This is a genomic window from Altericroceibacterium endophyticum, assembly GCF_009827595.1.
Lineage (GTDB): Bacteria > Pseudomonadota > Alphaproteobacteria > Sphingomonadales > Sphingomonadaceae > Altericroceibacterium > Altericroceibacterium endophyticum.
Map to the genome: position 1 here is coordinate 21,620 of NZ_WTYT01000007.1, position 21,879 is coordinate 43,498.

The following is a 21,879-nucleotide window of genomic DNA, read 5'->3' on the forward strand; positions in this document are numbered from 1 at the left end:
GATCGGACGGGATATAATGAAAGGGGAAATACGCTTCCCGTTACGGAGCCGCTCCGCCTATTCATCAATGCTAATGCGAACCATATGCAACGCCCATGATCACTTTGGCGGGATAAAGCCAATATCGAGAACGTATATCCGCTATGCGTCAGGCGAATGAGCGGATGCGCTTGTCGAAAGCAGATCGACCAGCCACTGCGTTGCGTAGTCCCGCCGATTGCGCTCATTCCACAGCATCCAATAATCGAAGGCAGGGATGAGGGAGGGCGGCCGGCGGGTGACAATGCCCCCGGTCTCCGCCGGCTGAACCATGCTCGCGGGCAGAGTCAGGATCGCGTTACTATTCGCCAGGAAATGCGTCGCGCCCCTGAAATAGGGTGTTACCGCAATGATTTGGCGCTGCGAGGCATAATCGCCGATAAACCGATTGATGGGATCGACGCTGTTTTCTTCAATCACAATACTCACATGCGGCCAGCGGAGAAACTCCTCCAGAGGCACCTGTTCGGGATTTTCGGCCAACAGAGGATGGTCGTGACGCATGGCGCAGACACATTGGTCTGTGAAAAGATGTCGGCCATAAGTCGCGGAAAATTCCGGGGGCGACCCCGTGATGATCAGATCCAGATCACCGGTCTTGAGCCGCTCTGTCATATTTTCGCTGAATGCAACCATTTCCATACGAGCGTGGGGCGCGGCTGCGTGAAAGGCAGCCATTGCCGGTGCAAGCACGCTCACGGCGCCAAAATCGGTTGCTGCGATACGAAATGTGCGGTGAATGGCAGCTGGGTTGAATTCCGGTCGGGCCAGCAGGGCACAGGTCAATTCCTGCCATTCCTGAAGCGGATGCAGCAGATCTTCGGCGCGGCGGGTCAATTCCATTCCGCGATTGGTCCGAAACAGCAATTGGTCCTGAAACAAATTGCGCAATTGCGCGAGTGATCGGCTGACCGCAGGCTGGCTGACCCCCAACTTGCGTGCCGCGCCGGTAACACTTTTGGTATGAAGCAAAACGACGAGCGCTTTGAGCAGGTTAAGGTCCAGCGATCGCGATTGGACCACTGCCGACACATCCTGATTTGACGCACTCGTTTTTATGCCTCTCGGCACCATCATTTTTACCCCCCGTCATCGCCGGATTAGATGCTAATAATATTCATTTGCGCCTTATGCTAAATTGTTGCGCGGTTGAAGGAAATTCGACATGTCAGGCGGAGTTGGGCTGGCCTACAATACCCGCACGAGAGGCGCTTCGTTCTGGCGGGCATCACGACATGAATCGGCTTAGGGATCTCGCGTCCAGAAGATATGACGGAGTTAGGAGCGCCAGCTGTCGGCGCATAAAACCACGATATATCTGCGGATGGACACACACTGCCCAAATGGTGATTACAACCGTGCCTGCAGGTCAGCTGGCGGAAAGCGATGTGAAGAGCTGCTGGAACGGCAATCTCGACCCCCTCTTGTAAAAACGCTAAGGACGCCTCTCCCGAAACGCAGGGCATCGCCCGGGCAACCGTTCTGCAACAGACAATGCCAGCAGGCCGCGAGAGGAAAACAACCTTGTGAACCGCCCGCAATCTCCTCGCTTTGCGCTTAATATCGCTGTGGTTTTTCTGGTGCTGGGCCTAGTGCAGCTGGCCGGCAGCCTGATCTTCTATCAAATCATAGACCGCCAGACATTGCGCGACGACCATGCCCGGCGCGTGGCCGAATTGCTGATCGTGGGTGAGCGTATGCATGCGCTGGCCCCTGCAAATACGGCGAAGAACATGACCACACGGCATTTGCTGGTCGAAATATCCGGCGCACCCTCCATCACAAAGCCCAAAAGCAACCCGATGCTGGCCGATATTGCCGACCGGATCGTGGCATGGGAGCCCTCGCTCGCAGGCAAACCGCTTATCCTCTCAACCACCGCGCAGCGCGGACAAACGCGGAATCTCGCCGGTTCGCTCCAGCTTGACGATGGGATGTGGCTCAATTTCCAGTCGCGTGACATATCGACCATGTGGCCGGTGGCCTGGCGCGCAATGGTCCTGACGTTGCTGCTGACGGCGGCCTTCCTGTGTATCGGTCTCGTCGCGCTTTACCTGATGGGAAAGCCTTTGCGGCGGCTGACCGATGCGGCGGAAACGATCGGTCAGGGACGGCAGGTCACGATTTCCGAAAGCGGCCCCAAGGATCTGCGCGATCTCGCCCATTCGATGAATGTGATGCAGGAGCGGATTGACCGGCTGCTGCGCGATCAGGCCTCCGCCTTCGAGGCCATCGGCCATGATTTACGCACCCCCCTCGCCCGCCAGAAAATGGCCGCCGAAATGGTGCGCGACGAAGAGCTGCGCGGAATGCTCGAACACAGCGCGGATGAAATGATCGAATTGCTCGATTCTCTGGCCATCTATCTGCGCTCGCAACATCTGACCGCCGCGCCCGAAACCGTGGATCTTGCCTGCTTTATCACGGACGAATGCGCCGCTTACGGCGATGCGGTGTCTGTCACCGCCCCCAATGCGGTGAGCGTGAAAACCTTCCGCGAACCGCTTGCTCTGGCTTTGGGCGCTCTGGTCGAAAATGCAGTTCAATATGCCGGATCGGCCGCCATTGCGCTGCGGCAGGAAGCAGGCGATTGGGTCATCGAAATTGCCGATAGCGGCCCCGGCATGGCGGAGGAATATTTCCAACCCGTGCTGGAGCCGTTTTTCCGCCTCGACGAAGCGCGCCAGCGCAACACCAAGGGCTTTGGCCTCGGCATTCCGACAGCGCACCGCCTGATGATGCGTTTCAACGGCGCGCTCAGCTTCTCCTCACCTGAAGGACGCGGCCTGACGGTGCGGATCACCGTTCCGCAGGCGCGCTGAGACGGACTTTTCGCAGGTGAGCTGAGCGACGCAGGCGCAATGGAAACAAAAAAGCCGCCCCGGTCAGGAGCGGCTTTTTCCGTTTCAGACAATCGTTAAAGGCCTGTATTTATTCGGAGATTTCGCGGCCCACCGGATAAAGCAGATATTCGGAATCGTAATAGGGGCTGCGTTCATAGAACCAGTTGAGCCGCGCATCCGGGTCGGCGGCAAATTCCGCATCCTCGGCCAGCTTCGCCTCGAACTCGGCCTTCAGAGCAGGATCCCGCTCCATCATTTCGCGGGCCATGGGTTCCACCACATAACCTTCAATATAGGAGGTCCGGGTGAGGATGCTCATGAAGAAGCCCCATTGGAACAGCGAGTCATCCGCCTGCAGCTCCAACATCATCGCCGCCAGTTGGCCCAGCGGCTGATCGGTCGGCACGCGGACCGATCCGGGCATGAAGGTGCGGCTCAGCGTTTCATGATGATAACCTCCCGCACTCACCCGGATACGGTTGCCCAGCGGCATATCCGACACTTCCGGATCGGAAATGCGGATCATATCGAGATCGACGGTGCGCGGTTCCTCGAGCACTTCCATCTCCACGCCTTGCTCGCGCAGCCGCTTGATCACTTCAGGATAGGCGACCGAGACCCAATAGGCCTCCGGCAGATCAATCGTCACACCGGGATTCGACCCGAAGAGCGGATAGGGTGTTTCCGGCGCGACCTTGCCCAGATAGCGGATTTCTTCCGTGCCTGAGATGTCGGAATCATAATGCACCGCCTCCATCTGACGGAAAGGAACCATGCGGACCGGCTCGGCCTTGTCCTCCCAGGTCAGCACCATCTCGTCTTTCGGCTTGCGGTCTTCTTCGATGGCCGGTTTCAGCGTGTCCCAATGCTCCGCGATGCTGCGCAGCGATTGCTGCAGCAAAACATAGTCGCCCAGCACCCGCTGGCGATAGGGTTTCAGCGCATGATCTTCCACCAGAACGGCGGGGATATGCCGCAGATCGCCATAGGAATGGGAGAAACGCGGCGGGAAACCGGGCAGATAAAGCCCTTCTTCGGGATGCCGATCGTCCACGGCCAGAACCAGCGGCCCCGGGATATGCCCCTGCGATGTCAGCGCATCGTCCATTTCCTTGCGGAAAGTGCCATGCAGCCAGGCATTCAGCTGCGGAGAATAGCTGTAATCCTGCTCCTGAAAACCGAAGGTGATATCATAGGCAAAATCGACACCATCCGACACGTGAAGGTCAAGATAGAGCGCCGGGTCCAGCGTATCGATCAGGCGCAGCATGGCCTGCATCGCTGGGGCATCGGCCTTGATATAATCGCGGTTGAGATTGATGTTCTGCGCCGTGGTGCGCCACCCCTGCTCGACCGGGCCGCGCTGGTTCGGCCGGCTGAAACGCGATGCGCGTTCATGCCCATCGACATTGAAAATCGGCACGAAGACGAAGTTCACGTCATCCAGCAGATCGGCCTTACCGCGCAGGGCGATATCGCGCAGCAGCATCATGCCGGCATCGGTGCCGTCGCTTTCACCCGGATGGATACCGGCCTGCGCCAGCACGGTGGGCACCGTGTCATCCAGATCGGCCGGTCCGGTCACGCCGGTCTGCCGCGTGGCGATCACGGCCACCAGATCACGCCCGAGCGCGGTCTTGCCAATCGTCACCAGATTGATGAGCGGCGATGCATCCGCCAGACGGGTGAGATAGGCCTTCATCTCGTCATAGGTGGCCGTGGCCACCATGCCCGATTGTTCCGCCGGCGTGATCCAGGGATCACCCGGCTTGGCGATCAGTGCCTCACTGGCGCCCGACCATGCGACAGCGGGTGGCAGCGGGGCCGCCAGCTGGCTGTCTTCGGCATTGCCTGCCTCCTGCGCCATGGCAGGGCCCGCCACCCCGGCGAGCAGAAAGGCCGGAATCAGCGAACCCAGAACCCGTGAACGCATTGTCTTCTCCTGAATAATTAATCTGCCCTGGCGCTGGCGATCCAATTGTCGATCGCCGTATCCAGCGCCGGAAGCGGCAGGAATCCATAATTGAGCGCGACTTCATGATAATCGCGAATATCGTAAGCGGAACCCAGAGCCTCCTCGGCCCGGGCACGCTGTTTCTGGAACGCCTTCATCCCGATGGTAAAGGCCGTGGCCTGTCCCGGTACTGCCACATAGCGGTCCACCGCAATCTTGTTCGCGGCATGGGTGCTGGCCGTGTTGTCATCCAGATATTGCGTGGCCTGTTCGCGGCTCCAGCGTTTGTAATGCAGCCCGCTATCCACCACCAAGCGACACGCGCGCCACAATTCACCGCCAAGCCGGCCGAAATCGGCATAGGGGTCCTGATAGAAGCCCATTTCCTTGGCCAGATATTCGGCATAGAGCGCCCAACCCTCCACAAAGGAGGTGTTCTGCCACCATTGATTGGTCTTACGCAGCTCTGGCACCGCATCATTCACCAGAATGGTCGAAATCTGCATGTGATGCCCCGGTACGCCCTCATGGTAGAGCAGCGCATCCAGATCGAACGTCGCCTGATTGGCCATGTCCGACAGGTTCAGATAAATATAGCCCGGGCGCGACCCGTCGGGCGATCCGGCGTCGAAATAGGCCGCCGGCAGGGTAGGTTCACGGTAAATTTCCGCGCGGCGAATCACCAGCGGCAGTGGTGCCTTGGCATGGAAGGCCCGCGGCAAAGCGTCATTCATAGCACCGATAATGCCGCGCGCCCGTTCCAGATAGGCTTGCCGCCCTTCATCCGTATTCGGGTAATAGAATTGCGGGTCTTTCTTCAGCTGATCCATGAATTGCTGCAGCGAGCCGGTGAAGCCCACCTGATCCATGATCGCCTGCATTTCACCGTGGATCCGCTTCACTTCGGACAGGCCGAGCTCGTGGATTTCCGCAGGTGTCATCTGCGTGGTCGTAAACTGGCGGATGAGAAATTCGTAATATTCATCGCCATCGGGCAGCGACCATACGCCCGCATCGCTCGGCGCAGCGGCGGCTTGCACTTCCAGCTCGGCAATCAGTCTTTCATAACCACCTTTGAAAGGTCCGGTCAGCGCATCCCGCGCGCGCTCCAACAGCGTTTCGCGCTGGAAAGGATCAACATCCAATTCGCTGATCTTGCGGGAGAAATCGCTCCATACCGGGCTGTCGTCGCCCTCTTCGAAAGGGGCACCGGTAATAATCTGGCGCGATCCGGAAATCAGCAGCGGATAGATGGATGACGCCATGTAGAAACCATGCGCGGCATGGTCCTGCAAACGCGCGACCATCTGGTCAAAGGCCAGCGGCGCCAGATTGAGGCGGCTGATATAATCCTCCGCATCCTGCAGATTGCGGATCGGATGCTGATTGATCAGCACATTGGGCACATCGATATGCAGGCCGACAATCTGGTTCAGCGGGTAATCATGCCGCCGCCAGCGATAGCGTTCGGCAATGATGTTCTGATCACTTTCAAAGGCGCGGTACTGCACCTGTGCATCCGGGCTCAGCGCATCGAAATCGATCGCCTGCAAACGGCGCAGATTGAGCGCGGCGGCGCGATGCAGCGCATCTTCGCCATCGGCCGAAAAATCATCCCACCGGCCGGTGCCGATGGTGGACCCCACGGTCGCGCCCAGCATGGGGCTGAGCTCGAGCGTGCGGAGATAGGCATCCTGCAGCAAGGATGTCAGCTGCAGGTCAGCTTGGGGGGAAGACGCGGCGGCCAGAGCCGACCCCGGTGAGAACACCGGAATGGCGGCGGCACTCGCCATCAGGGCGATTGCTTTGCGGCGGTTCATGCCTTCCCCCCAACCCATTAGAACGTCACCGTGAAGCGGCCGCCGAAGTTGCGGACCGAAGGCTGCACATAGAGGCCGCCAGCAAAGGCTTTCTCATAGGCATTGGTGAAGTATTTTTCATTCAGCAGGTTCTCAGCATACGCCTGGACCGAGAAATTGTCCCACGAAAAACCAGCCCGCAGATTGACGACGTCGAAACTCGGCACCCGGTAAGGCCAGACATCATAAACCAGCGCTTCCTTGCTGGAATAGATCGAATCGCGATAGGTCCATTCCGCGCGGATATAGGCATCGACATCCTGTGTCGGGGCGAATTCATATTCACCAAAGGCACTCAGCGTCCATTTCGGTGAATTGGGCATCCGGTAATCCGACAGATCGACGATGTTACCATTCACATAGGCATTGGTGTAATCTTCGAACTTGGCATCCAGATAGCCGACCGAACCGCCCAGCTTGAGACCCGGCGTGAAACGGTACGTCGCATCCAGTTCAAACCCTTTGCTGGTTGCCGATGCAGCGTTTTCAATGCCGGAGAAGAAGGTGATGTCATCGCCATCGACTTCTGCCTGAGCGAATGCCGTCTGCAGATCGGACCATTCCATGTAGAACACGGCCGCATTGAGCAGCAGGCGGCGGTCAAACGCTTCGGTCTTGAAACCGACTTCGTAGTTCCACAGCGTTTCGGGTTCGTAGGAAGTGTCATCCAGATTGGGGTTGATCTGCACACCGCCAGCCTTGAAGCCGCGTGATGCGGTGGCATAGACATTGGTGCGGTTGGCCAGTTCATAGGCCAGGGTGATGCGCGGCGAGAAGTTGTCGAAAGACGCGCTTTCATTCACTTGACCGTTAATTTCACCATTCGACGTGTTGAACTGCGCAACCGTGACCTTTTCATGTGTGAAGCGGCCACCCAGCGTCAGCGACAGGGCGTCGGTGAATTCATAGGCGCCCTGCGCAAACACGGCCCAGCTTTCGGACTTGCCGTTGCTCAGCGTGCTGGTGATGGCCAGATCAGGTTCCAGACCGAAAGGATTGTCGGCACCGGTGTAGGTGAACTGGTTCAGATCGCCCTTATCTTCGGCATACATACCGCCGAAGGTCCAGGACAGCGGATCGCCATTGTCAGGCGATTGTACGCGGATTTCCTGACTGAAGGACTGACGCGTGATCGGCTTTTCTTCGTAGTAATAATCCTTGCTCGAGCCATCGATATCGCCCTGCAGGAACTGGTCGGAATGAATATAGCCGGTGATGCTGGTCAGCGTGAAAGCTTCGCTTTCCCACACGGCGCGGCCGGTGACGAAATAGAATTCCGTACCAATCTTCTGAGGCCGGTTGAAGTTCACCTTATTGGTGTTCTCAGGGAAGAAGCCCACGCCATCGGGGTCAGCCTGGGGATCGTCAATGCCCGGGAAAACCACGGCCAATGCCGTATCGCCCAGCACGCCGGAAGGCACGCCTTCGCGCATGCCGACATTTTCCTTGGTATAGGTGCCGGACAGATCGACCGTCAGATTATAGGTCGGCTGAATGCGCAAGGATGCCTTGCCGTAGTAATAATCAGAATCATTACCGCCGCCGATTTCGTTGATATTCTTGATGTTGCCATCGCTGTGCGAATAGCGGCCAGCCATGCGCAGGCCGATGACATCATCCACCAGCGGCGCGTTGAAAACGGCATGCGTGTCAATCGTGTTGAAGCTGGAATAACCGATCGAAGCTTCGCCTTCATACTGTGACGGGTCAGCCTGATTGGTGGTGATGTTGATCGCACCGCCAATGGCATTGCGGCCGAAATAGGTACCCTGCGGCCCGCGCAGCACTTCGATACGCTCGATATCGACGATCTCGGGGTTCACCGTGCCGGTGGAGACGTTGAAATCATCAATGTAGAAACCAAAGGTGCTGGTGCGCGGATTGGCTTCCGTGCTCAGCTGGTTGGTCACGCCGCGAATGCTGATTTCCTTACGGTCACGCGCACCGGTGGAAATGAAGCTGACATTGGGTGATTTGGCGAAATAATCGTCCAGACCCTTCACATTCTGCTTGGAAATATCATCCGCGCTGAAGGTGGTGAGGCTGATCGGCACGTCGGTCGCGATCTGGGCGCGGCGCTGTGCGGTTACGATGATTTCGTCAAAGGCAGGCGTGGCGTCGCTTGCACCCTGAGCGCGATCCTGCGCAAGAGCGGGCGTGGCGAAACTGATGCACGAGATCCCGGACAGGATCGCACAACGAAGAAGATTGACGCGGTTCATGAATTTTCCCTTTGAATTTGCGTTTCGCGCCGGCTTCTTTTGAGCCCGGTCACGCACAACGCCCCCTGCGATGGATTATAAGTGAATTACTCGGCGGTTTCGTAAGCTTCGTGAGTTCCATCGACGCTCAAGAAGTCGATCACGGAAATCTTGCCATCACGGATTTCGGCATAGCCCATCACCAATTCATTCGAATCTTCGCCATTCGCGGCGGCATCAATGGAATGATAGGTGAAGATCTTGCTGCCATCGGGTGAGGAAAAGGAGCGGATGAAAGGCAGGTTGATCACAACCTTATCCGTATCCGCCTGGATCTTGCGGAAATGCGTGGCCAGATCGTCCAGCCCGCTCACGCGCTTCTTGCCATTGATACGCATGACCGCATCATCGGTGAAATAGGTGCCGAAAGCTTCTGGCGTGAAACCTTCCGGATTTTTATAGGCCGTGTTCCACCACTGGAACATCTTCGTCAGAACGTCGTTATCGACGGGCGTGTTAAAGGTCAGCGCTTCGCTTTCGGCTTCGGCACCTGCCGCAACATTGTCGCCCGTAGCGGTTTCATCCGCCGCGCCGGAACAGCCGGCAAGAGCGATCGAGGCGGCGAGAATTGATGTGGTGAGAAATTTTCTCATAACGGCTTCCCCATTTGGCGCCACGCCTCCCTGATGAGCGTGACTGTCAAAATTGCTTCATCAAAGACTGTCTGAGCAAAGCTGTTCGTTCAATGAAGCATATCGACGTAAGTCGTTGCGCGCAGCGCAACGGTGGGCAAGGATGATGCTGATTTGCAGGAAGTGAGAAAGATTTGCTGCGCGCCGTGCTGTTTCAGCTTTTCGCGCCCCGGCCCGGCGCTCTAATGCGCAGGGCAATTCCGGCCCTGATGGCGCTCTCAACCGGCTACGGCGAGGCCACTCCGCATAGAGACAGTGCGGAATCGGGCAGCACCGGGCATGTTCTATGCCGCGCGTCTTATCAAACGATCAAAGCCCGCTTGGGCCGGCTGATCTCTTTCATTACTCATGATCGCGTCCAAAGGCGCTGACGCACAGCGCCTTTGGAGCCGTATTCCACGGCAATTCTAACGCAGTTCCATCGCCCCGCCATCAACGCAGAGATTGGCTGCGGTGATGAAGCTGGCTTCATCCGAGGCAAGAAACAGCACGGCGCGGGCCACTTCCTCGGCCTGACCCATCCGGTGCATGGGAACGCTTTCGATCATCTTTTCGCGCAAGGCATCCACCTGCGCCCCGGTCACGCCCGGATTGCGGTAGAGCAGCGGCGTATCGATCGGCCCCGGACTGACCATGTTCACGCGAATGCCTTCGGAAACCAGTTCCCCCGCGATCACTTTCATGGCCGCGTGCAGGCCATTCTTGGCTGCGGCATACATCGCATTCCCGGCCATGGCGATATGCGCCCCGATTGACCCCGTGACAACGATAGAGGACCCTTTGCCGAGCAGCGGCAACGCCTTTTGAATGGCAAACACGCAGCTCTTCAGATTGATCGAATGGATCGAATCCCACTGCTCCTCGGTAATCTCACGCAGGGGGGCGAACCCGCCGACACCGGCATTGATGAACAGAACATCGAGCGTCTTGCCACTGGCCTGCATATCAGCGAGGAGCGCGTCCATAGCGGCGCCATCGGTAATATCGACCTGGTGGCCCTGCGTCCCCGGCACGGCCTGCATCGCCTCGTCAATCGTTTGCTGATTGCGCCCGGTGAATTGAACATCGGCGCCTTCCGCAGCGAAGCCTTTGACACTGGCGAGGCCAATGCCGCTATTACCGCCCAGCACGAGCACATTCTTACTTTCGAAACGCATGGATACTCTCTCCCTTGAAATAGTGGCCGATACAAAGCCTGCTCTCAAAATGGCGATAGGGGGTTGATGCTGCCTGGCTGAATATCCTGCACCACATCCCAATGTTCGGCGATCAGGCCGTTTTCGATGCGATAGATATCAACCGCAGCCCAGCCCTTGTCGCCGGGCCAGCGGCGCGCGTGGTAATGAACCATGACCATATCGCCATCGACCATCATCCGTTTGACGTCATGCACCGATTGCGGATGGTCCCGCTTGATCCGCCGCAGCAGCTCCTTGAGCGGCCCGGTTCCCTGCCGCGCCGAAGGACTATGCTGGATATAATCTGGCCAGATATAGAAATCGACCGCCTCATCATCGATTGCATTCAGGACATTCTCGAACAAGCCCTCGACCAGCGCGAGATTGACCTCTTCCTCTGTCGTATAGTTCCTGGGGCGATGAATCCGGGCCATGGGGCGGGCTTAATACATGCCGTTTTCGTGGGGCAGGCTGGCGGGGATTTCCTGCAAGACTTCCCAATGTTCGCGCACTTTGCCGTCTTCCATGCGGAAAATGTCGGCAATTGCCATGCCGGGGTCCCCCTCATGCCGGATCGTGTGAATCTGAAAGATCGTATAATCACCATCGGCGAAGGCGCCCTTGATGGTCATTTTCACATCGGGAAAGCGCCCGGCACGATCGGCAAAGAAAGCGCGCAGCCCCTCGCGTCCACCGCTCGCCGCCGTGCTGTGCTGGATATAGTCGGGATGAATGAATTCATCGACGCGGCTCGCGTCGAAAGTGAACAGCATTTCGTGATACATGCGGGTGCAGAAGTCGAGATTGTGCTGTTCCTGCGGACTATAAGGCATAAGATTTACATCTCCGGTTGCGCCGCATCCTGTGCGGCCGTGTTCGTTTCTTTGAGGAATAATGCGACCATTCCTGCGCTGAGCGACATGACCAGCGCGATCAGCAGCGGGGATTGCAGCCCATAGGCATCGGCGAGCCGGCCCGCCCCCAGCGGCGCCACAACACCGCCGGTCAATTCGGCAATCGCCACCACCAGCCCCATGGCCGCCGCCGTCCCGCGTCCTGAAAGGCTTTCCGCCGGGATGACCCCCATGAAGAGGGGAAATGTGCCCAGTCCGATCCAGCCCAGAAACATCAGGCCGGTCAGCATCACGGGCGGCCCGTGGAAATAAAGCGCGGCAAGCGGCGTCAGTGCCATCAATGCGCCGAATATAACCATGGGCAGACGGCGGCCAATCCTGTCGGAAAGAAATGGCACGAGCAGCCCCCCGATCGGGGGACACAGGCCAAGTATCGCCATGATCGTGGCCATATGGCCGGGCGCAAAACCGCGGATCTGCGTGAGATAAAGCGGGAGAAAAATGGACCCCAGAACGACACTGCCTACCAGCAGGCAACCGATCACGGCGCATAGGGCAATGTTCCGGTGTCGCAGCATCTCCAGCATACCCGGCCCGGTGGCAGTTTGCTGCGCAGTGTGTGCTTCCGGGGAGGATTCAACCGGTTCGGCGACATAGCGCCAGATCAGCAGCGCCAGAATAAAACCGGGCAGCGCGGCCGTGTAAAAGGAATAGCGCCACCCCCACATTTCCGCGATCGCGACCGAGATGATCGGGGCGATAGCCGTGCCGAGGATCGCACCGAAAACATTCTGCACGATCCCGATATTGAGGCCGCGGCGCCGGGCCGGTGTCACCACCGCGATAATCGCCAGGCAGATCGGGAGGAAAGGTCCCTCCACCAGCCCCATCAGCAGGCGCGATGCGAACAGGGTCCAGAAATCCGTGGCCAGACCGGACAAGACCGAACAGGCCGAGAAAATCACCAGCGAGGCGAGCAGAAAGGGTTTTCTGACGCCGAGATTGTCCGACCAGCGACCGAGCACATAGGCCCCGATGGCCCAGCTGAGCGACAGGGCCGCGCCCAGCGCCCCCACCTGCGTATTGTTGAGCTGGAATTCCGGTACGATGAAGGGCGTCAGAAACGTCATCATCATCCGGTCGTAATAGGCAAAGCCATAAGCCAGCCCGAGCAATATCAGCGTTCGCGTCTCGTAACTGCGCGAGGCGGGTCGGGACATGGTCTATCCTTTGCAATGCGCCGCAGGAAAGCGCGCGGCTTCCCTGCGGCCATGGGCCAAATTCAACGGATCAATTGAAGCGACGCTTCACGCTGAAACGGATTTCACGCGGACGGCCCACTGTGCCGTAGACGTTACCGCTTTGGGTAAACCGATCGAACTTGTTCGCGTAATAGAACTTGTCGGTCAGATTGGTGGCCGCCAGTGCCATTTCCCAATCATCGTCCGGTGACAGATAGGTGATACGGGCATTGAGAACGCCGTAGGAATCGACCGTTCCGAAGGTGAAGCCCGGCACCCCGTTGGGGATCGTGCTTTCCATGTCGCTCTGCCAGGCATAATCGAGGCGGGGCCGCAAAGTGCCCCGATTGCCGAGCCCGATCTCATATTGCGCACCCAGCGCATATTTCCATTTCGGCACGAAGATCGGGCGCGTTTCGCCAGCGATGATGCCGCTCCCAGCCTTCGGATTGGTGAACTGGAAATCGGTATAGCTGACCGAACCATCGAAGCTCAGACCTTCGCCCGGGCGGAAATCGAATTCCGCCTCGAAACCGTCAATATCCGCATCCGCGACATTGAGCGTCGCCGAACAGAAGGGGAAGCCCGGCGGACTGATATCGGGGCAGGAGCTGACCTGTCCCTGATAGTCGTTGTAATCGGTGTGATAGGCCGCAAGGTTGAGGCGCAAATGACGGTCGAACAGGAAGCTCTTCAATCCGACTTCGTAGGACGTGGAGGTTTCCTGACCATAGGGCACGAGTTGGGACGCCGTGAAAGGACGCGGATTCACACCGCCTCCCTTGAAGCCGGTCGCGATCTGCGCATAGAGCCGGATATCGGGATAGAATTCGTAATCCGCCGCGATCCGGTAGTCCCAATGACTGCCATGGAATTCGCCGACCAGACCATCGAGCGGCGCGACCAGCGGATTGACCGGATCACCCGGTATCGCGCTTGACCTGCTGAATGTGTAGGTCTTGTCTTCCTTGGTATAACGCAGCCCGCCGGTAAAATTGAGCGTATCGGTGGGGGAGATGACGAGGTGGATGAAACCCGATTTGGATTCCTGATCAAAGGGGTCGTTGGGCACGAAATCCAGACCCGCAGCCCCATTGCTGACGCGGCCGGTAAAGACGCTGTCGGCATTATAGTAATAGCCGCCGATGGTCGCGTCGATCATGTCGCCCAGATCGGCTGACAGGCGTAATTCCTGCGTGAATTGTTCATGCCGGAAGATGTTGAGATCATTGACCTGATGTTCGGGCGAATTGTCGCCGTCCCAGCTGCTCCGCCCCTTCGTCTTGCGGAAGGCCGTGATCGATTTGAGAGCGAGATTGTCGCCCATCTGCCAGTCCAGCGTATTGGCAATGCCCCATTGCGTAACATAGCTGATCGCCGGATTGGTGAACTGCTCCGGCGTGCCGGGATAGCCGGTATAATTGGCGTAATTGGTATATTCCTCCGGCCCGGTGATATATTGGGCAGAAGGGTAAATAATTGACTTGCTCGGCGATGCTTCGGAATGATCCTTGGTGTAATCGGCAGTCAGAGTGTTTTCGATATTTTCATTGGCGATGAAGCGCAGTGCGCCGCGCAGAGCGAAAACGTTCTGGCCGCCTTCCGTGCCGATCACGCAATTGTCAGTGGGCAGGGCAAAGGTGCCGCCCGGCGCCGTATCGGTATCATTCGCGCAATTGTAATCGAGCCGCTTCACGAAGCCGTCGACCGAGCGGGCAAGACCGGTAACACGGGCATAGAGCCTGTCCTGCGCCAAGGTGATATTGGTCCCGCCTGAAATCTGCATCCGGTCGTAAGAGCCATATTCGGCCTGAACATAGGCGTCCGGATCATCATCGGGCTTGCGCGAGAACATCTTGATCGAACCGCCGATGGAATTCTTGCCGGACAGGGTGCCTTGCGGCCCGCGCAGCACTTCCACCCGATCGAGATCGACGAGATCGAAGGCCGAACCAAGGCTGATCCCGTAATAGACATCGTCGATGTAAATTCCGACGCCCGGCTCATTGGGGAACAGGAAGTCACTGGCGCCAATCCCGCGAATATTGACCGCGGCGGTCTGTGCCCCGCCCCCTTGTCCACCCGATGTGAACTGAACGCTGGGCGCGGATTTTGCGACATCCTCGATATTGCTCTGGCTGCGCGCTTCGATCAGCGCGCTGTCGATCGCGGTGATGGCCAGCGGTGTGTCCTGCAGATTCTGATCGCGGAACTGCGCGGTAACGACGATTTCCTGAATCTGCCCATTGCCTGCCGGTGCGACTGGCGGGCTCGGTGTCGCGGCATCATCCTGCGCCATAGCTGGCACGGCAATTATCGATGCGGCCATCAGGGGCGTCAGTGCTGCTCCCCTCAATAATTTGCAGATAGTTTCCTGCTTCTCAAACATGTCACTCTCCCAATCAGCATATTGTTTTTATGTTCTTTTTTGCCCGTTCACTTCTTCCATGATCGGCGCTCCGGTGACCGGATGCGGGTAATGGAAAGGCGGAAAGGTTGCCTGGGGCCATTGCGGCGGCATCGGGCGCAATTCGTCCGGTCCGCCTGCAAATTCGGGAAATTTGCCCTCGAAAGGACGCACCATCAGGGGTTTGTCAGGCGCGGAGGCCCACCCGCTGGCATAATCCGCCTGATAGGAAATCCGGTAATCGAAGCGTGAAATCTTCCACACGCCGTCCACCTTGCGATATTCATTCTCGTGAATGCCGCCTTCCCAGAACTGGGAGGGCCAGTCAGGATATTGATCCTTCACACTGTCGTGAACGGACACAAACATGATTGCATGGAAACGCCCCTTGGCGGTGAGCCCGTCTGGCGCGACATCGATCACATCCTGCATCAGCAAATGTTCGAAGAGCAGCCCGTCACGCGGGCCGCGAATGCCCTCGCCCGCATAGCCATACATGCGCTGCGCCCCGGCGCGCCCGCGAAAGATGCCATTGAGGAAACACAGAATGACATCTTCGGCGAAAAGATCGACAATCTCGGGAAACAGCCATTTATCCATGAAATAGCCGTAATTATGATGCAGATGACGGATCACCCGTTCATCTTCGAGCGCCGTCAGCCCCCGGCGCAAGGCGGCGTTTTCAGCCTCCAGCCTGGCGAGGCGATCTTCCACGCTCATGGCTGTTCATCCGCCGGCTGCGCGGCCGCTTCCGCCAGCCAGTCATCGATCGGATCGTCGAGCTCCATATAACGGCCCGACAGCGCATCATATTTCCCGCTGAACAGATCGACGCAGCGCTGGGCGCAGCGATGGAGGTCGGCATCGGCATTTTCGCGCGCTTGCCCCTCCTCCAGATATTTCATCATATGCGGCATATGTTTGCGCGCATCGGGCGAGTTGTAGGTGTCGAGACCGAGCTGGGTAACGACGAAGCCGGGATCAATCGCGAAGATGGACAGCGACATGTCCTTCACTTCTTCGGCGACCATTTCGACCAGCTTGTTCTGCGCCGCCTTGCCGACGGAATAGGCCGACAGACCCGGCAGGGTCAGCCGACTGGCAATCGCGGAAACAAGAACGATCCGCCCACGATCATTGGCCACCATATCGGGCATGACCTGACGCAGCAGAAGATAGGGCGCGCGCAGATGAACCTGTTCGGCTCTCCACCAATCATCGGGATCGGTCACCCATAGCGGGCCGAACGGGCCAGGAATGCCGGCATTGCTGACCAGACGCGTGATCGTGCCCAGCTCAGCTTTGACCTCGCCAACAGCGCGGGTGACATCCTCGACATTGGTGACGTCGCCGGTTACCGCCATGGCCCTGCCGCCGGCCGCGGTAATTCCGGCCACCACTTCATCAAGCTGTTCACGGCTGCGCGACATCACCGCCACGCTCGCGCCTTCGGCGGCGAAACGCTCGGCAATCGCGCGACCGAAACCGCGGCCTCCGCCGGTTACCAGGGCCACTTCCTGGGCCACTTCCTGGGCCATCGCACCGCTCATGTGCGGGCGCTCAAGTCAAAGTGGGGAATACGGCACGCAGGGCTGACCCCGCCGGCAAAACGCGGCTTTCGCATCAATAAATCTCCTCTCCCGGCGGCTTGTCACCCGCCTTGTTCGACTCGAAACTTATCACTGCTAAGTTTACTGTCAAGACGGCTCCGCTCCGGCGACCTTTGCCGGCAGGGCTTGACCTCCCTCGCCGCGGCACGCTTTAGGGAGAGGAGTTCAGGGAGTTACCGAATGCGTCCGTCCAAAGATGATCCATTGCTAGACCATGACCGCATCGTCAGTGCGGCGTGGGAGCTGGTGGAACAGGACGGGCTTGCGGGCCTGTCGAGCCGCAAACTCGCGGCGAAGCTGGGCGTCAAAGGTCCGGCGATCTATTATCACGTGCCCAGCATGCAGGATCTCTACGGCATGATGATCGAGCGCCTGCTGGAAATGGCGCTGGAGCGCACCCCGCAGACAGATGACTGGCGCGAATGGATCCGCAACCTTGCCCATAATCACTGCACAATATTGCTGGAATTCCCCGATAGCGGCCGCATCGCATCGCTTTCACGGCCAACCGACACCATGCGCAAGGACGTGGTGCCTCAATTCAGCGAAGTGCTGATGCGCGCCGGCCTCCCCCGCAACAAAGCCCTTGCCGCCACCGGTGCCCTGGGCAGCTTTATCCTCGGCTATGTGATCAACCTCCAGCACGAAGGCCACCTCGAATTCGCCAGCTCGATCCATCCGGTCAGCGAAACCTTCGATTTCGCAGTGGACGCCTTCGTCGAAGCGCTGGCGCGGGACATGGTGGTGGGTGGTGGACGTTAATTACGTAGGGGTCGCATTCGTCGGAAAGCGCTAATATTCGACTACTGTGCAAGGGAGCAGGGCATCGGCAACCCGTATAGGGTGGCAGACACCAACGCGTGACTGGAGCAAGTAAGGACGGATAAACACCAACCAACATGCCACCATAGATTCATATGTCTGCCCTTTGAGCTTCTTCATCACGCAGGCAGATCGTGAAACACACAGCGATGTCGCTCTGCTTCATGAATTCTGAGCCTACCGCCGCAATATTTTCAGATAAACTTGTAAGTATATAATAGAAAAGATTTTGAAAATTTCTTCGTGCCTTATTTTTTGAAGCAGCTAAGTCATTTGAAACGATCAAAATTTCGCTGATATTGTCGGTTTTTGATGCCACGATACAGTTGTTTCGCACTTGCAAAACAATGCATCCTTGTCCTACGAAACACTTGTCCCTGGTTTGGCACCTGATTCTACACAGCATACTGAAAGTTGCAGGACACACGATACGCAATAATTATCTGCGCAATAGGCAATACGATCATCCTTTTTATTTAGAACTACATATTATATGTATTCAATTTACTTGAATTATTGCACTTCTTTCAATGTAATTGAGGCTTTCAAAGGAACATATAATCGTGAAAGTAGCTATATTTTCGCTAAACTATGCTCCTGAAATGACTGGTGTTGGCTACTATAGCGGTGGGTTGGCTGAAGATCTGCATAAATCCGGTCATGATGTAACGGTATTTAGCTCCTACCCATTTTACCCTCAATGGAAACTGTGGCCTGGCCGCAAGGTTTGGCGTTGGAGCACTGAAAAACTCAATGGAGTCAATGTACAACGCTGCCCTACTTATGTTCCTCCGCGACCGACCGGATTTACAAGGCTAATTCACTATATTAGCTTTGCATTCAGTTGCCTTATCCCCTCCATGCTGCATTCATTTAGGGATAAACCTGACCTTGTAATCAGCGTAGCGCCGTCGATATTTTCGGCACTACCCGCACTGGTTTTGGCACGCATCAGCGGCGCGAAGAGCATCCTGCATGTTCAGGACTTTGAAGTAGAAGCAGGCTTCGCGACCGGTCAGATGAAGGGCCAGGGCTGGCTTTCACGTCTGGCACTATCCTTCGAGCGATGGATTATCGGTGCTTGTGATATGACCACCAGCATTTCTCCTACTATGTGCAGAAAATTGGTGGAGAAGGGTGCCAAAGGCGTAGTTTACGAATTTAGAAACTGGGCAGAAGTTAGATCAATTCGACCGCAAAGCAGTTCCACTTATCGTGAGCGCTGGAATGTCAACGCTCCCAACGTTGCTCTTTATTCTGGCAGCATCGCCCGCAAACAGGGCATTGAAATAATTGTTCAAACCGCGAATCTACTAAAGCATCGCAAAGACCTGATCTTTGTGATTTGTGGCGTCGGCCCTTCTCGGGCCGATCTTGAAGCGAGCGCCAAGGACCTGAGCAACATTCAATTTCACGACCTGCAGCCTATGGAAGAACTGAACGAGCTGCTCAATCTCGCCACTATACATTTGCTGCCGCAAAAGGCCGATGCAGCCGATCTTGTTCTACCCTCAAAACTCGCCAATATGCTCGCATCTGGACGCCCCATAATAGCTGGCGTAACCCAAGACCGCAGCCTTGCCGATGAAGTTAAAGGGGCCGGATTGATATACGAGCCTGAAAATCCCGCTGCCATGGCAGAGGCCATCGAAAAGTTGATTGACAACGCTACGCTCTACAAAAGCTTAGCCGTTACAGCTCGACAACTAGCCGAAGACGTATGGGACCGACAGAGCATTATCCGAGATTTTGAAAACGCTGCTCAAGCTCTTGTTTCTGAGGAGTCAGGCACCGCGCCTAAAGTAACAGAAAAGGGTAATATTACGTGAACATAAAGAAGGCTCTAAAGGCTGTGTTTCACCCGCCCTATTGGCGTGGATTATCCATGGCAGTTGTCCCAACCCTAGAACATCAATCTATTTTTTCCGAAAAACAGTTTAATACGGTCGTAGATGTAGGAGCGAATAAGGGGCAGTTTTCACTTTTCGCGTCTGTGAGATGGCCCGATGCGCGCATTTTTGCTTTTGAGCCGCTTCCCGACCAAGCCGCCAAGTTCCAGAAGGTTCATGGGAACACAGTCAAATTATTCAATTGCGCCCTCGGCACCGAAAAAACAGAGGTTGAGATGCACGTTGCCTCTCGAAAAGACAGCTCCTCACTACTACCGCTAAGTGACCAGCAAAAAAAATTGTTCTCTATGGATGAAATAGCGAGCTTTGCCGTCCCGGTTGAGCGACTGGACAATCTCATTAAAGCGAATGAAGTTGTAAAACCGGCCTTGCTTAAAATTGATGTGCAAGGCTACGAATACGAGGTTCTGTGCGGAGCACAGTCGATTTTGTCCCAATTTGATTGCATCTTTGTAGAGGTCTCTTTCACAGAACTTTACACGGGTCAAAAGCTCTTTCCGGATATCAATGCGCTTCTCGAGGATGCTGGCTTTCAGATAGAGGGCAAGATCGTTACTGGTTACGGGTTGGACAACCAGGAAGTTCAGGCCGACTTGCTCTATACGCGACTAGGAAGGGGGCATTAATGTTAAAAGCGCTCATTGGCCTTACCAAGCCTGTCCGCTACCGGATAGAAGGCATATTATATAAGCTATCCTCCAATAGGGAAAGTCTGGAGCAGCTTAAGGACCGGTATCGCGGCAAACCAATGCTCATAGTTGGAAACGGACCCAGTCTTAACAAAACACCGTTGGATCAGTTTTTGGACGTCCCATCGATCGGTATGAACAAGATTGATCTGTTGTTTGATAGGACGCGTTGGCGTCCAAGCATGATTTTATGCACGAATAACGTTGTTGTTAAACAGCACAGTGAATCCTTCTTAAAAAGCAACATTCCCATATTTCTGGCTTGGAAAAGTCGTTGGTTTTTGAAAAGCAAGAGATCAAAATCTATTCATTTCTTCAATATTTTTGGCAGTGAAGATTTCAAGCCAGATATTGTCCAAGGGGTGGGGTCGGGCGCCACCGTCACTTATGCAGCACTGCAATTCGCTTACTACATGGGCGCGGATCCGGTGATAATAGTGGGGGTAGACCATAATTTTGATCGTACTGGCGATTCAAATGTCTATGAAAAACGGGTTGGAGCAGATGTTAATCATTTCGATCCGAATTATTTCGCCGGAGGTACTATTTGGGGCATTCCCAATCTAAACGCGAGCGAGGAGGTTTTCCTCCGCGCGAAACAAGCATTCGATAAAGATAATCGCAAGATATACGATGCTACGGTAGGCGGAAAACTGCAAATTTTCGATAAAATTGATATCGATACTGCTGTTGGCATTGCAAATAAGGTTGATAATAATCAAGCACTGCTCACGAGCGGAGGCAAATGCGATGAATGACCAGACTTTGTTTGAAGGAGCTACAAAGCCTCGCCCGTTCGAAGCAGGAATATATAAAGAATTCGACGCCGGGCAATTCAGTCGGAAAGACTGTACTGTAGCGTTCTATACCCGCGTCGACGCCTTGCTCAATCCTACAGTCACCCTTCTTAACCTGGGTGCCGGGCGAGGAGCGAACATAGTTGCGGACTATTCCTCCTATCGCCGAAAGATACAGACATTTAGTGGGCGCGTAGCGAAAGTAATCGGTCTTGACGTTGATCCCGCAGTCGAAGAAAATCCTGATCTTGACGAAGCTTACGTTATCGATCCATCCGGTAAATACCCTCTGTTAGACGAGTCCATCGACATCATTGTTTCTGATCACGTGCTCGAACATGTGGACGATCCCCAAGGTTTTGCTGCAGAGATCGATCGAGTATTGAAACCTGGTGGCTGGTTTTGTGCGCGCACTCCCACAAAATGGGGCTATATTGGCATAGCCACACGTTCTATTCCAAACTCGCTACATGTGCGCCTACTTTCCCGGCTCCAACCTCAGCGCAAGGCTGAAGACGTATTTCCGACCCGATATCGCCTAAACAGCATATCTGATCTGCGAGATGCCTTTCCACCTGAGCGCTGGCGCCATTGTAGCTATGGCTACAATGGGGTGCCTAGCTACCATGCCAACCGCAGCCTCTTTTTCCGAATGATCGATGTTTATAACTGGCTGATGCCGAATACCCTTTCGGCAAAATTTCACGTTTTCTTGCAAAAGCGTCCAGACGCACAAAACAGCTGACGGATAAAGGCAAAAGCAACAAAGCGCGAACAGGAATC

General features: G+C 56.1%; 19 protein-coding genes. 6 read left to right on the forward strand and 13 right to left on the reverse strand.

The genetic code is table 11. The features are described 5' to 3' along the window. Positions 1–141 precede the first annotated feature (141 nt). A complete protein-coding gene (locus tag GRI91_RS14900; RefSeq protein ID WP_160737506.1) occupies positions 142–1,116 on the reverse strand; it encodes a LysR family transcriptional regulator in 975 nt (324 codons plus the stop codon). A gap of 449 nt (positions 1,117–1,565) precedes the next feature. Between GRI91_RS14900 and GRI91_RS14905 the strand changes: the two genes are divergently transcribed. Further along, the gene (locus GRI91_RS14905; RefSeq protein ID WP_160737507.1) at positions 1,566–2,861 is read left to right on the forward strand and encodes an ATP-binding protein; all 1,296 of its coding nucleotides are present in this window, start codon (positions 1,566–1,568) and stop codon (positions 2,859–2,861) included. 109 nt (positions 2,862–2,970) lie between these two features. Here the strand turns inward: GRI91_RS14905 and GRI91_RS14910 are convergent, their stop codons facing one another. The 11 genes from GRI91_RS14910 to GRI91_RS14960 all read right to left on the reverse strand — a co-directional run bounded on the left by GRI91_RS14910 (position 2,971) and on the right by GRI91_RS14960 (position 16,818). Then, positions 2,971–4,815: a M14 family metallopeptidase gene (locus GRI91_RS14910; protein WP_160737508.1), complete on the reverse strand. Its 1,845-nt coding sequence runs from the start codon at positions 4,813–4,815 to the stop codon at positions 2,971–2,973. A gap of 17 nt (positions 4,816–4,832) precedes the next feature. After that, entirely contained in the window at positions 4,833–6,656 is a 1,824-nt protein-coding gene (locus GRI91_RS14915) for a DUF885 domain-containing protein (RefSeq protein WP_160737509.1), read from the reverse strand. 17 nt (positions 6,657–6,673) lie between these two features. Continuing rightward, positions 6,674–8,917 carry a TonB-dependent receptor gene (locus GRI91_RS14920; RefSeq protein WP_160737510.1) on the reverse strand — a complete coding sequence of 748 codons (2,244 nt, stop codon included), beginning with the start codon at positions 8,915–8,917 and terminating at the stop codon, positions 6,674–6,676. Positions 8,918–9,003: 86 nt separating this feature from the next. Then, positions 9,004–9,549: a hypothetical protein gene (locus tag GRI91_RS14925; RefSeq protein WP_160737511.1), complete on the reverse strand. Its 546-nt coding sequence runs from the start codon at positions 9,547–9,549 to the stop codon at positions 9,004–9,006. Positions 9,550–9,995: 446 nt separating this feature from the next. Beyond that, positions 9,996–10,745, reverse strand: coding sequence for an SDR family oxidoreductase (locus tag GRI91_RS14930; protein ID WP_160737512.1), 750 nt, complete (start codon positions 10,743–10,745; stop codon positions 9,996–9,998). Between the two features lie 44 nt (positions 10,746–10,789). Further along, complete coding sequence (locus tag GRI91_RS14935) at positions 10,790–11,200, reverse strand: nuclear transport factor 2 family protein (protein ID WP_160737513.1); 411 nt, start codon at positions 11,198–11,200, stop codon at positions 10,790–10,792. A gap of 9 nt (positions 11,201–11,209) precedes the next feature. Next, entirely contained in the window at positions 11,210–11,599 is a 390-nt protein-coding gene (locus GRI91_RS14940) for a nuclear transport factor 2 family protein (RefSeq protein WP_160737514.1), read from the reverse strand. A gap of 5 nt (positions 11,600–11,604) precedes the next feature. Further along, the gene (locus GRI91_RS14945) at positions 11,605–12,840 is read right to left on the reverse strand and encodes an MFS transporter (RefSeq protein ID WP_160737515.1); all 1,236 of its coding nucleotides are present in this window, start codon (positions 12,838–12,840) and stop codon (positions 11,605–11,607) included. Positions 12,841–12,910: 70 nt separating this feature from the next. Then, the gene (locus tag GRI91_RS14950) at positions 12,911–15,250 is read right to left on the reverse strand and encodes a TonB-dependent receptor (protein ID WP_160737516.1); all 2,340 of its coding nucleotides are present in this window, start codon (positions 15,248–15,250) and stop codon (positions 12,911–12,913) included. 27 nt (positions 15,251–15,277) lie between these two features. Continuing rightward, complete coding sequence (locus GRI91_RS14955; protein ID WP_160737517.1) at positions 15,278–15,988, reverse strand: nuclear transport factor 2 family protein; 711 nt, start codon at positions 15,986–15,988, stop codon at positions 15,278–15,280. Next, positions 15,985–16,818, reverse strand: a complete 834-nt coding sequence (locus tag GRI91_RS14960; RefSeq protein WP_160737518.1) for an SDR family NAD(P)-dependent oxidoreductase — start codon at positions 16,816–16,818, stop codon at positions 15,985–15,987. Before GRI91_RS14960 ends, GRI91_RS14955 begins: the two co-directional genes overlap by 4 nt. 240 nt (positions 16,819–17,058) lie before the next feature. Here GRI91_RS14960 and GRI91_RS14965 point away from each other — a divergent pair, with 240 nt between their 5' ends. Next, positions 17,059–17,640 (forward strand): TetR family transcriptional regulator, encoded by a 582-nt coding sequence (locus GRI91_RS14965; protein WP_160737519.1) that lies wholly within the window; start codon positions 17,059–17,061, stop codon positions 17,638–17,640. A gap of 151 nt (positions 17,641–17,791) precedes the next feature. Here the strand turns inward: GRI91_RS14965 and GRI91_RS14970 are convergent, their stop codons facing one another. Next, positions 17,792–18,019 carry a hypothetical protein gene (locus GRI91_RS14970; RefSeq protein WP_160737520.1) on the reverse strand — a complete coding sequence of 76 codons (228 nt, stop codon included), beginning with the start codon at positions 18,017–18,019 and terminating at the stop codon, positions 17,792–17,794. A gap of 244 nt (positions 18,020–18,263) precedes the next feature. On the opposite strand from GRI91_RS14970, the gene GRI91_RS14975 reads away from it, so the two are divergent. From GRI91_RS14975 to GRI91_RS14990, 4 genes are read left to right on the forward strand one after another with little or no spacing between them, the layout of a single operon-like run. Continuing rightward, on the forward strand, positions 18,264–19,529 hold the full coding sequence (locus GRI91_RS14975; RefSeq protein ID WP_337190387.1) for a WcaI family glycosyltransferase: 1,266 nt from the start codon (positions 18,264–18,266) through the stop codon (positions 19,527–19,529). Positions 19,530–19,585: 56 nt separating this feature from the next. Further along, positions 19,586–20,236 (forward strand): FkbM family methyltransferase, encoded by a 651-nt coding sequence (locus GRI91_RS14980; RefSeq protein ID WP_160737521.1) that lies wholly within the window; start codon positions 19,586–19,588, stop codon positions 20,234–20,236. Further along, entirely contained in the window at positions 20,236–21,057 is an 822-nt protein-coding gene (locus GRI91_RS14985; RefSeq protein ID WP_160737522.1) for a motility associated factor glycosyltransferase family protein, read from the forward strand. The genes GRI91_RS14980 and GRI91_RS14985 overlap by 1 nt, the downstream gene beginning before the upstream one ends. Then, entirely contained in the window at positions 21,050–21,841 is a 792-nt protein-coding gene (locus GRI91_RS14990) for a methyltransferase domain-containing protein (protein ID WP_160737523.1), read from the forward strand. The genes GRI91_RS14985 and GRI91_RS14990 overlap by 8 nt, the downstream gene beginning before the upstream one ends. Positions 21,842–21,879 lie beyond the last annotated feature (38 nt).

Bases quoted from the DNA above. Each gene is read 5' to 3' on its own strand.
- GRI91_RS14945 (WP_160737515.1), bottom strand. From the start codon at position 12,840: ATGTCCCGACCCGCCTCGCGCAGTTACGAGACGCGAACGCTGATATTG.
- GRI91_RS14920 (WP_160737510.1), bottom strand. From the start codon at position 8,917: ATGAACCGCGTCAATCTTCTTCGTTGTGCGATCCTGTCCGGGATCTCG.
- GRI91_RS14925 (WP_160737511.1), bottom strand. From the start codon at position 9,549: ATGAGAAAATTTCTCACCACATCAATTCTCGCCGCCTCGATCGCTCTT.
- GRI91_RS14950 (WP_160737516.1), bottom strand. From the start codon at position 15,250: ATGTTTGAGAAGCAGGAAACTATCTGCAAATTATTGAGGGGAGCAGCA.
- GRI91_RS14940 (WP_160737514.1), bottom strand. From the start codon at position 11,599: ATGCCTTATAGTCCGCAGGAACAGCACAATCTCGACTTCTGCACCCGC.
- GRI91_RS14955 (WP_160737517.1), bottom strand. From the start codon at position 15,988: ATGAGCGTGGAAGATCGCCTCGCCAGGCTGGAGGCTGAAAACGCCGCC.
- GRI91_RS14930 (WP_160737512.1), bottom strand. From the start codon at position 10,745: ATGCGTTTCGAAAGTAAGAATGTGCTCGTGCTGGGCGGTAATAGCGGC.
- GRI91_RS14980 (WP_160737521.1), top strand. From the start codon at position 19,586: ATGGCAGTTGTCCCAACCCTAGAACATCAATCTATTTTTTCCGAAAAA.
- GRI91_RS14960 (WP_160737518.1), bottom strand. From the start codon at position 16,818: ATGAGCGGTGCGATGGCCCAGGAAGTGGCCCAGGAAGTGGCCCTGGTA.
- GRI91_RS14910 (WP_160737508.1), bottom strand. From the start codon at position 4,815: ATGCGTTCACGGGTTCTGGGTTCGCTGATTCCGGCCTTTCTGCTCGCC.
- GRI91_RS14935 (WP_160737513.1), bottom strand. From the start codon at position 11,200: ATGGCCCGGATTCATCGCCCCAGGAACTATACGACAGAGGAAGAGGTC.
- GRI91_RS14985 (WP_160737522.1), top strand. From the start codon at position 20,236: ATGTTAAAAGCGCTCATTGGCCTTACCAAGCCTGTCCGCTACCGGATA.
- GRI91_RS14915 (WP_160737509.1), bottom strand. From the start codon at position 6,656: ATGAACCGCCGCAAAGCAATCGCCCTGATGGCGAGTGCCGCCGCCATT.
- GRI91_RS14990 (WP_160737523.1), top strand. From the start codon at position 21,050: ATGAATGACCAGACTTTGTTTGAAGGAGCTACAAAGCCTCGCCCGTTC.
- GRI91_RS14965 (WP_160737519.1), top strand. From the start codon at position 17,059: ATGCGTCCGTCCAAAGATGATCCATTGCTAGACCATGACCGCATCGTC.
- GRI91_RS14900 (WP_160737506.1), bottom strand. From the start codon at position 1,116: ATGATGGTGCCGAGAGGCATAAAAACGAGTGCGTCAAATCAGGATGTG.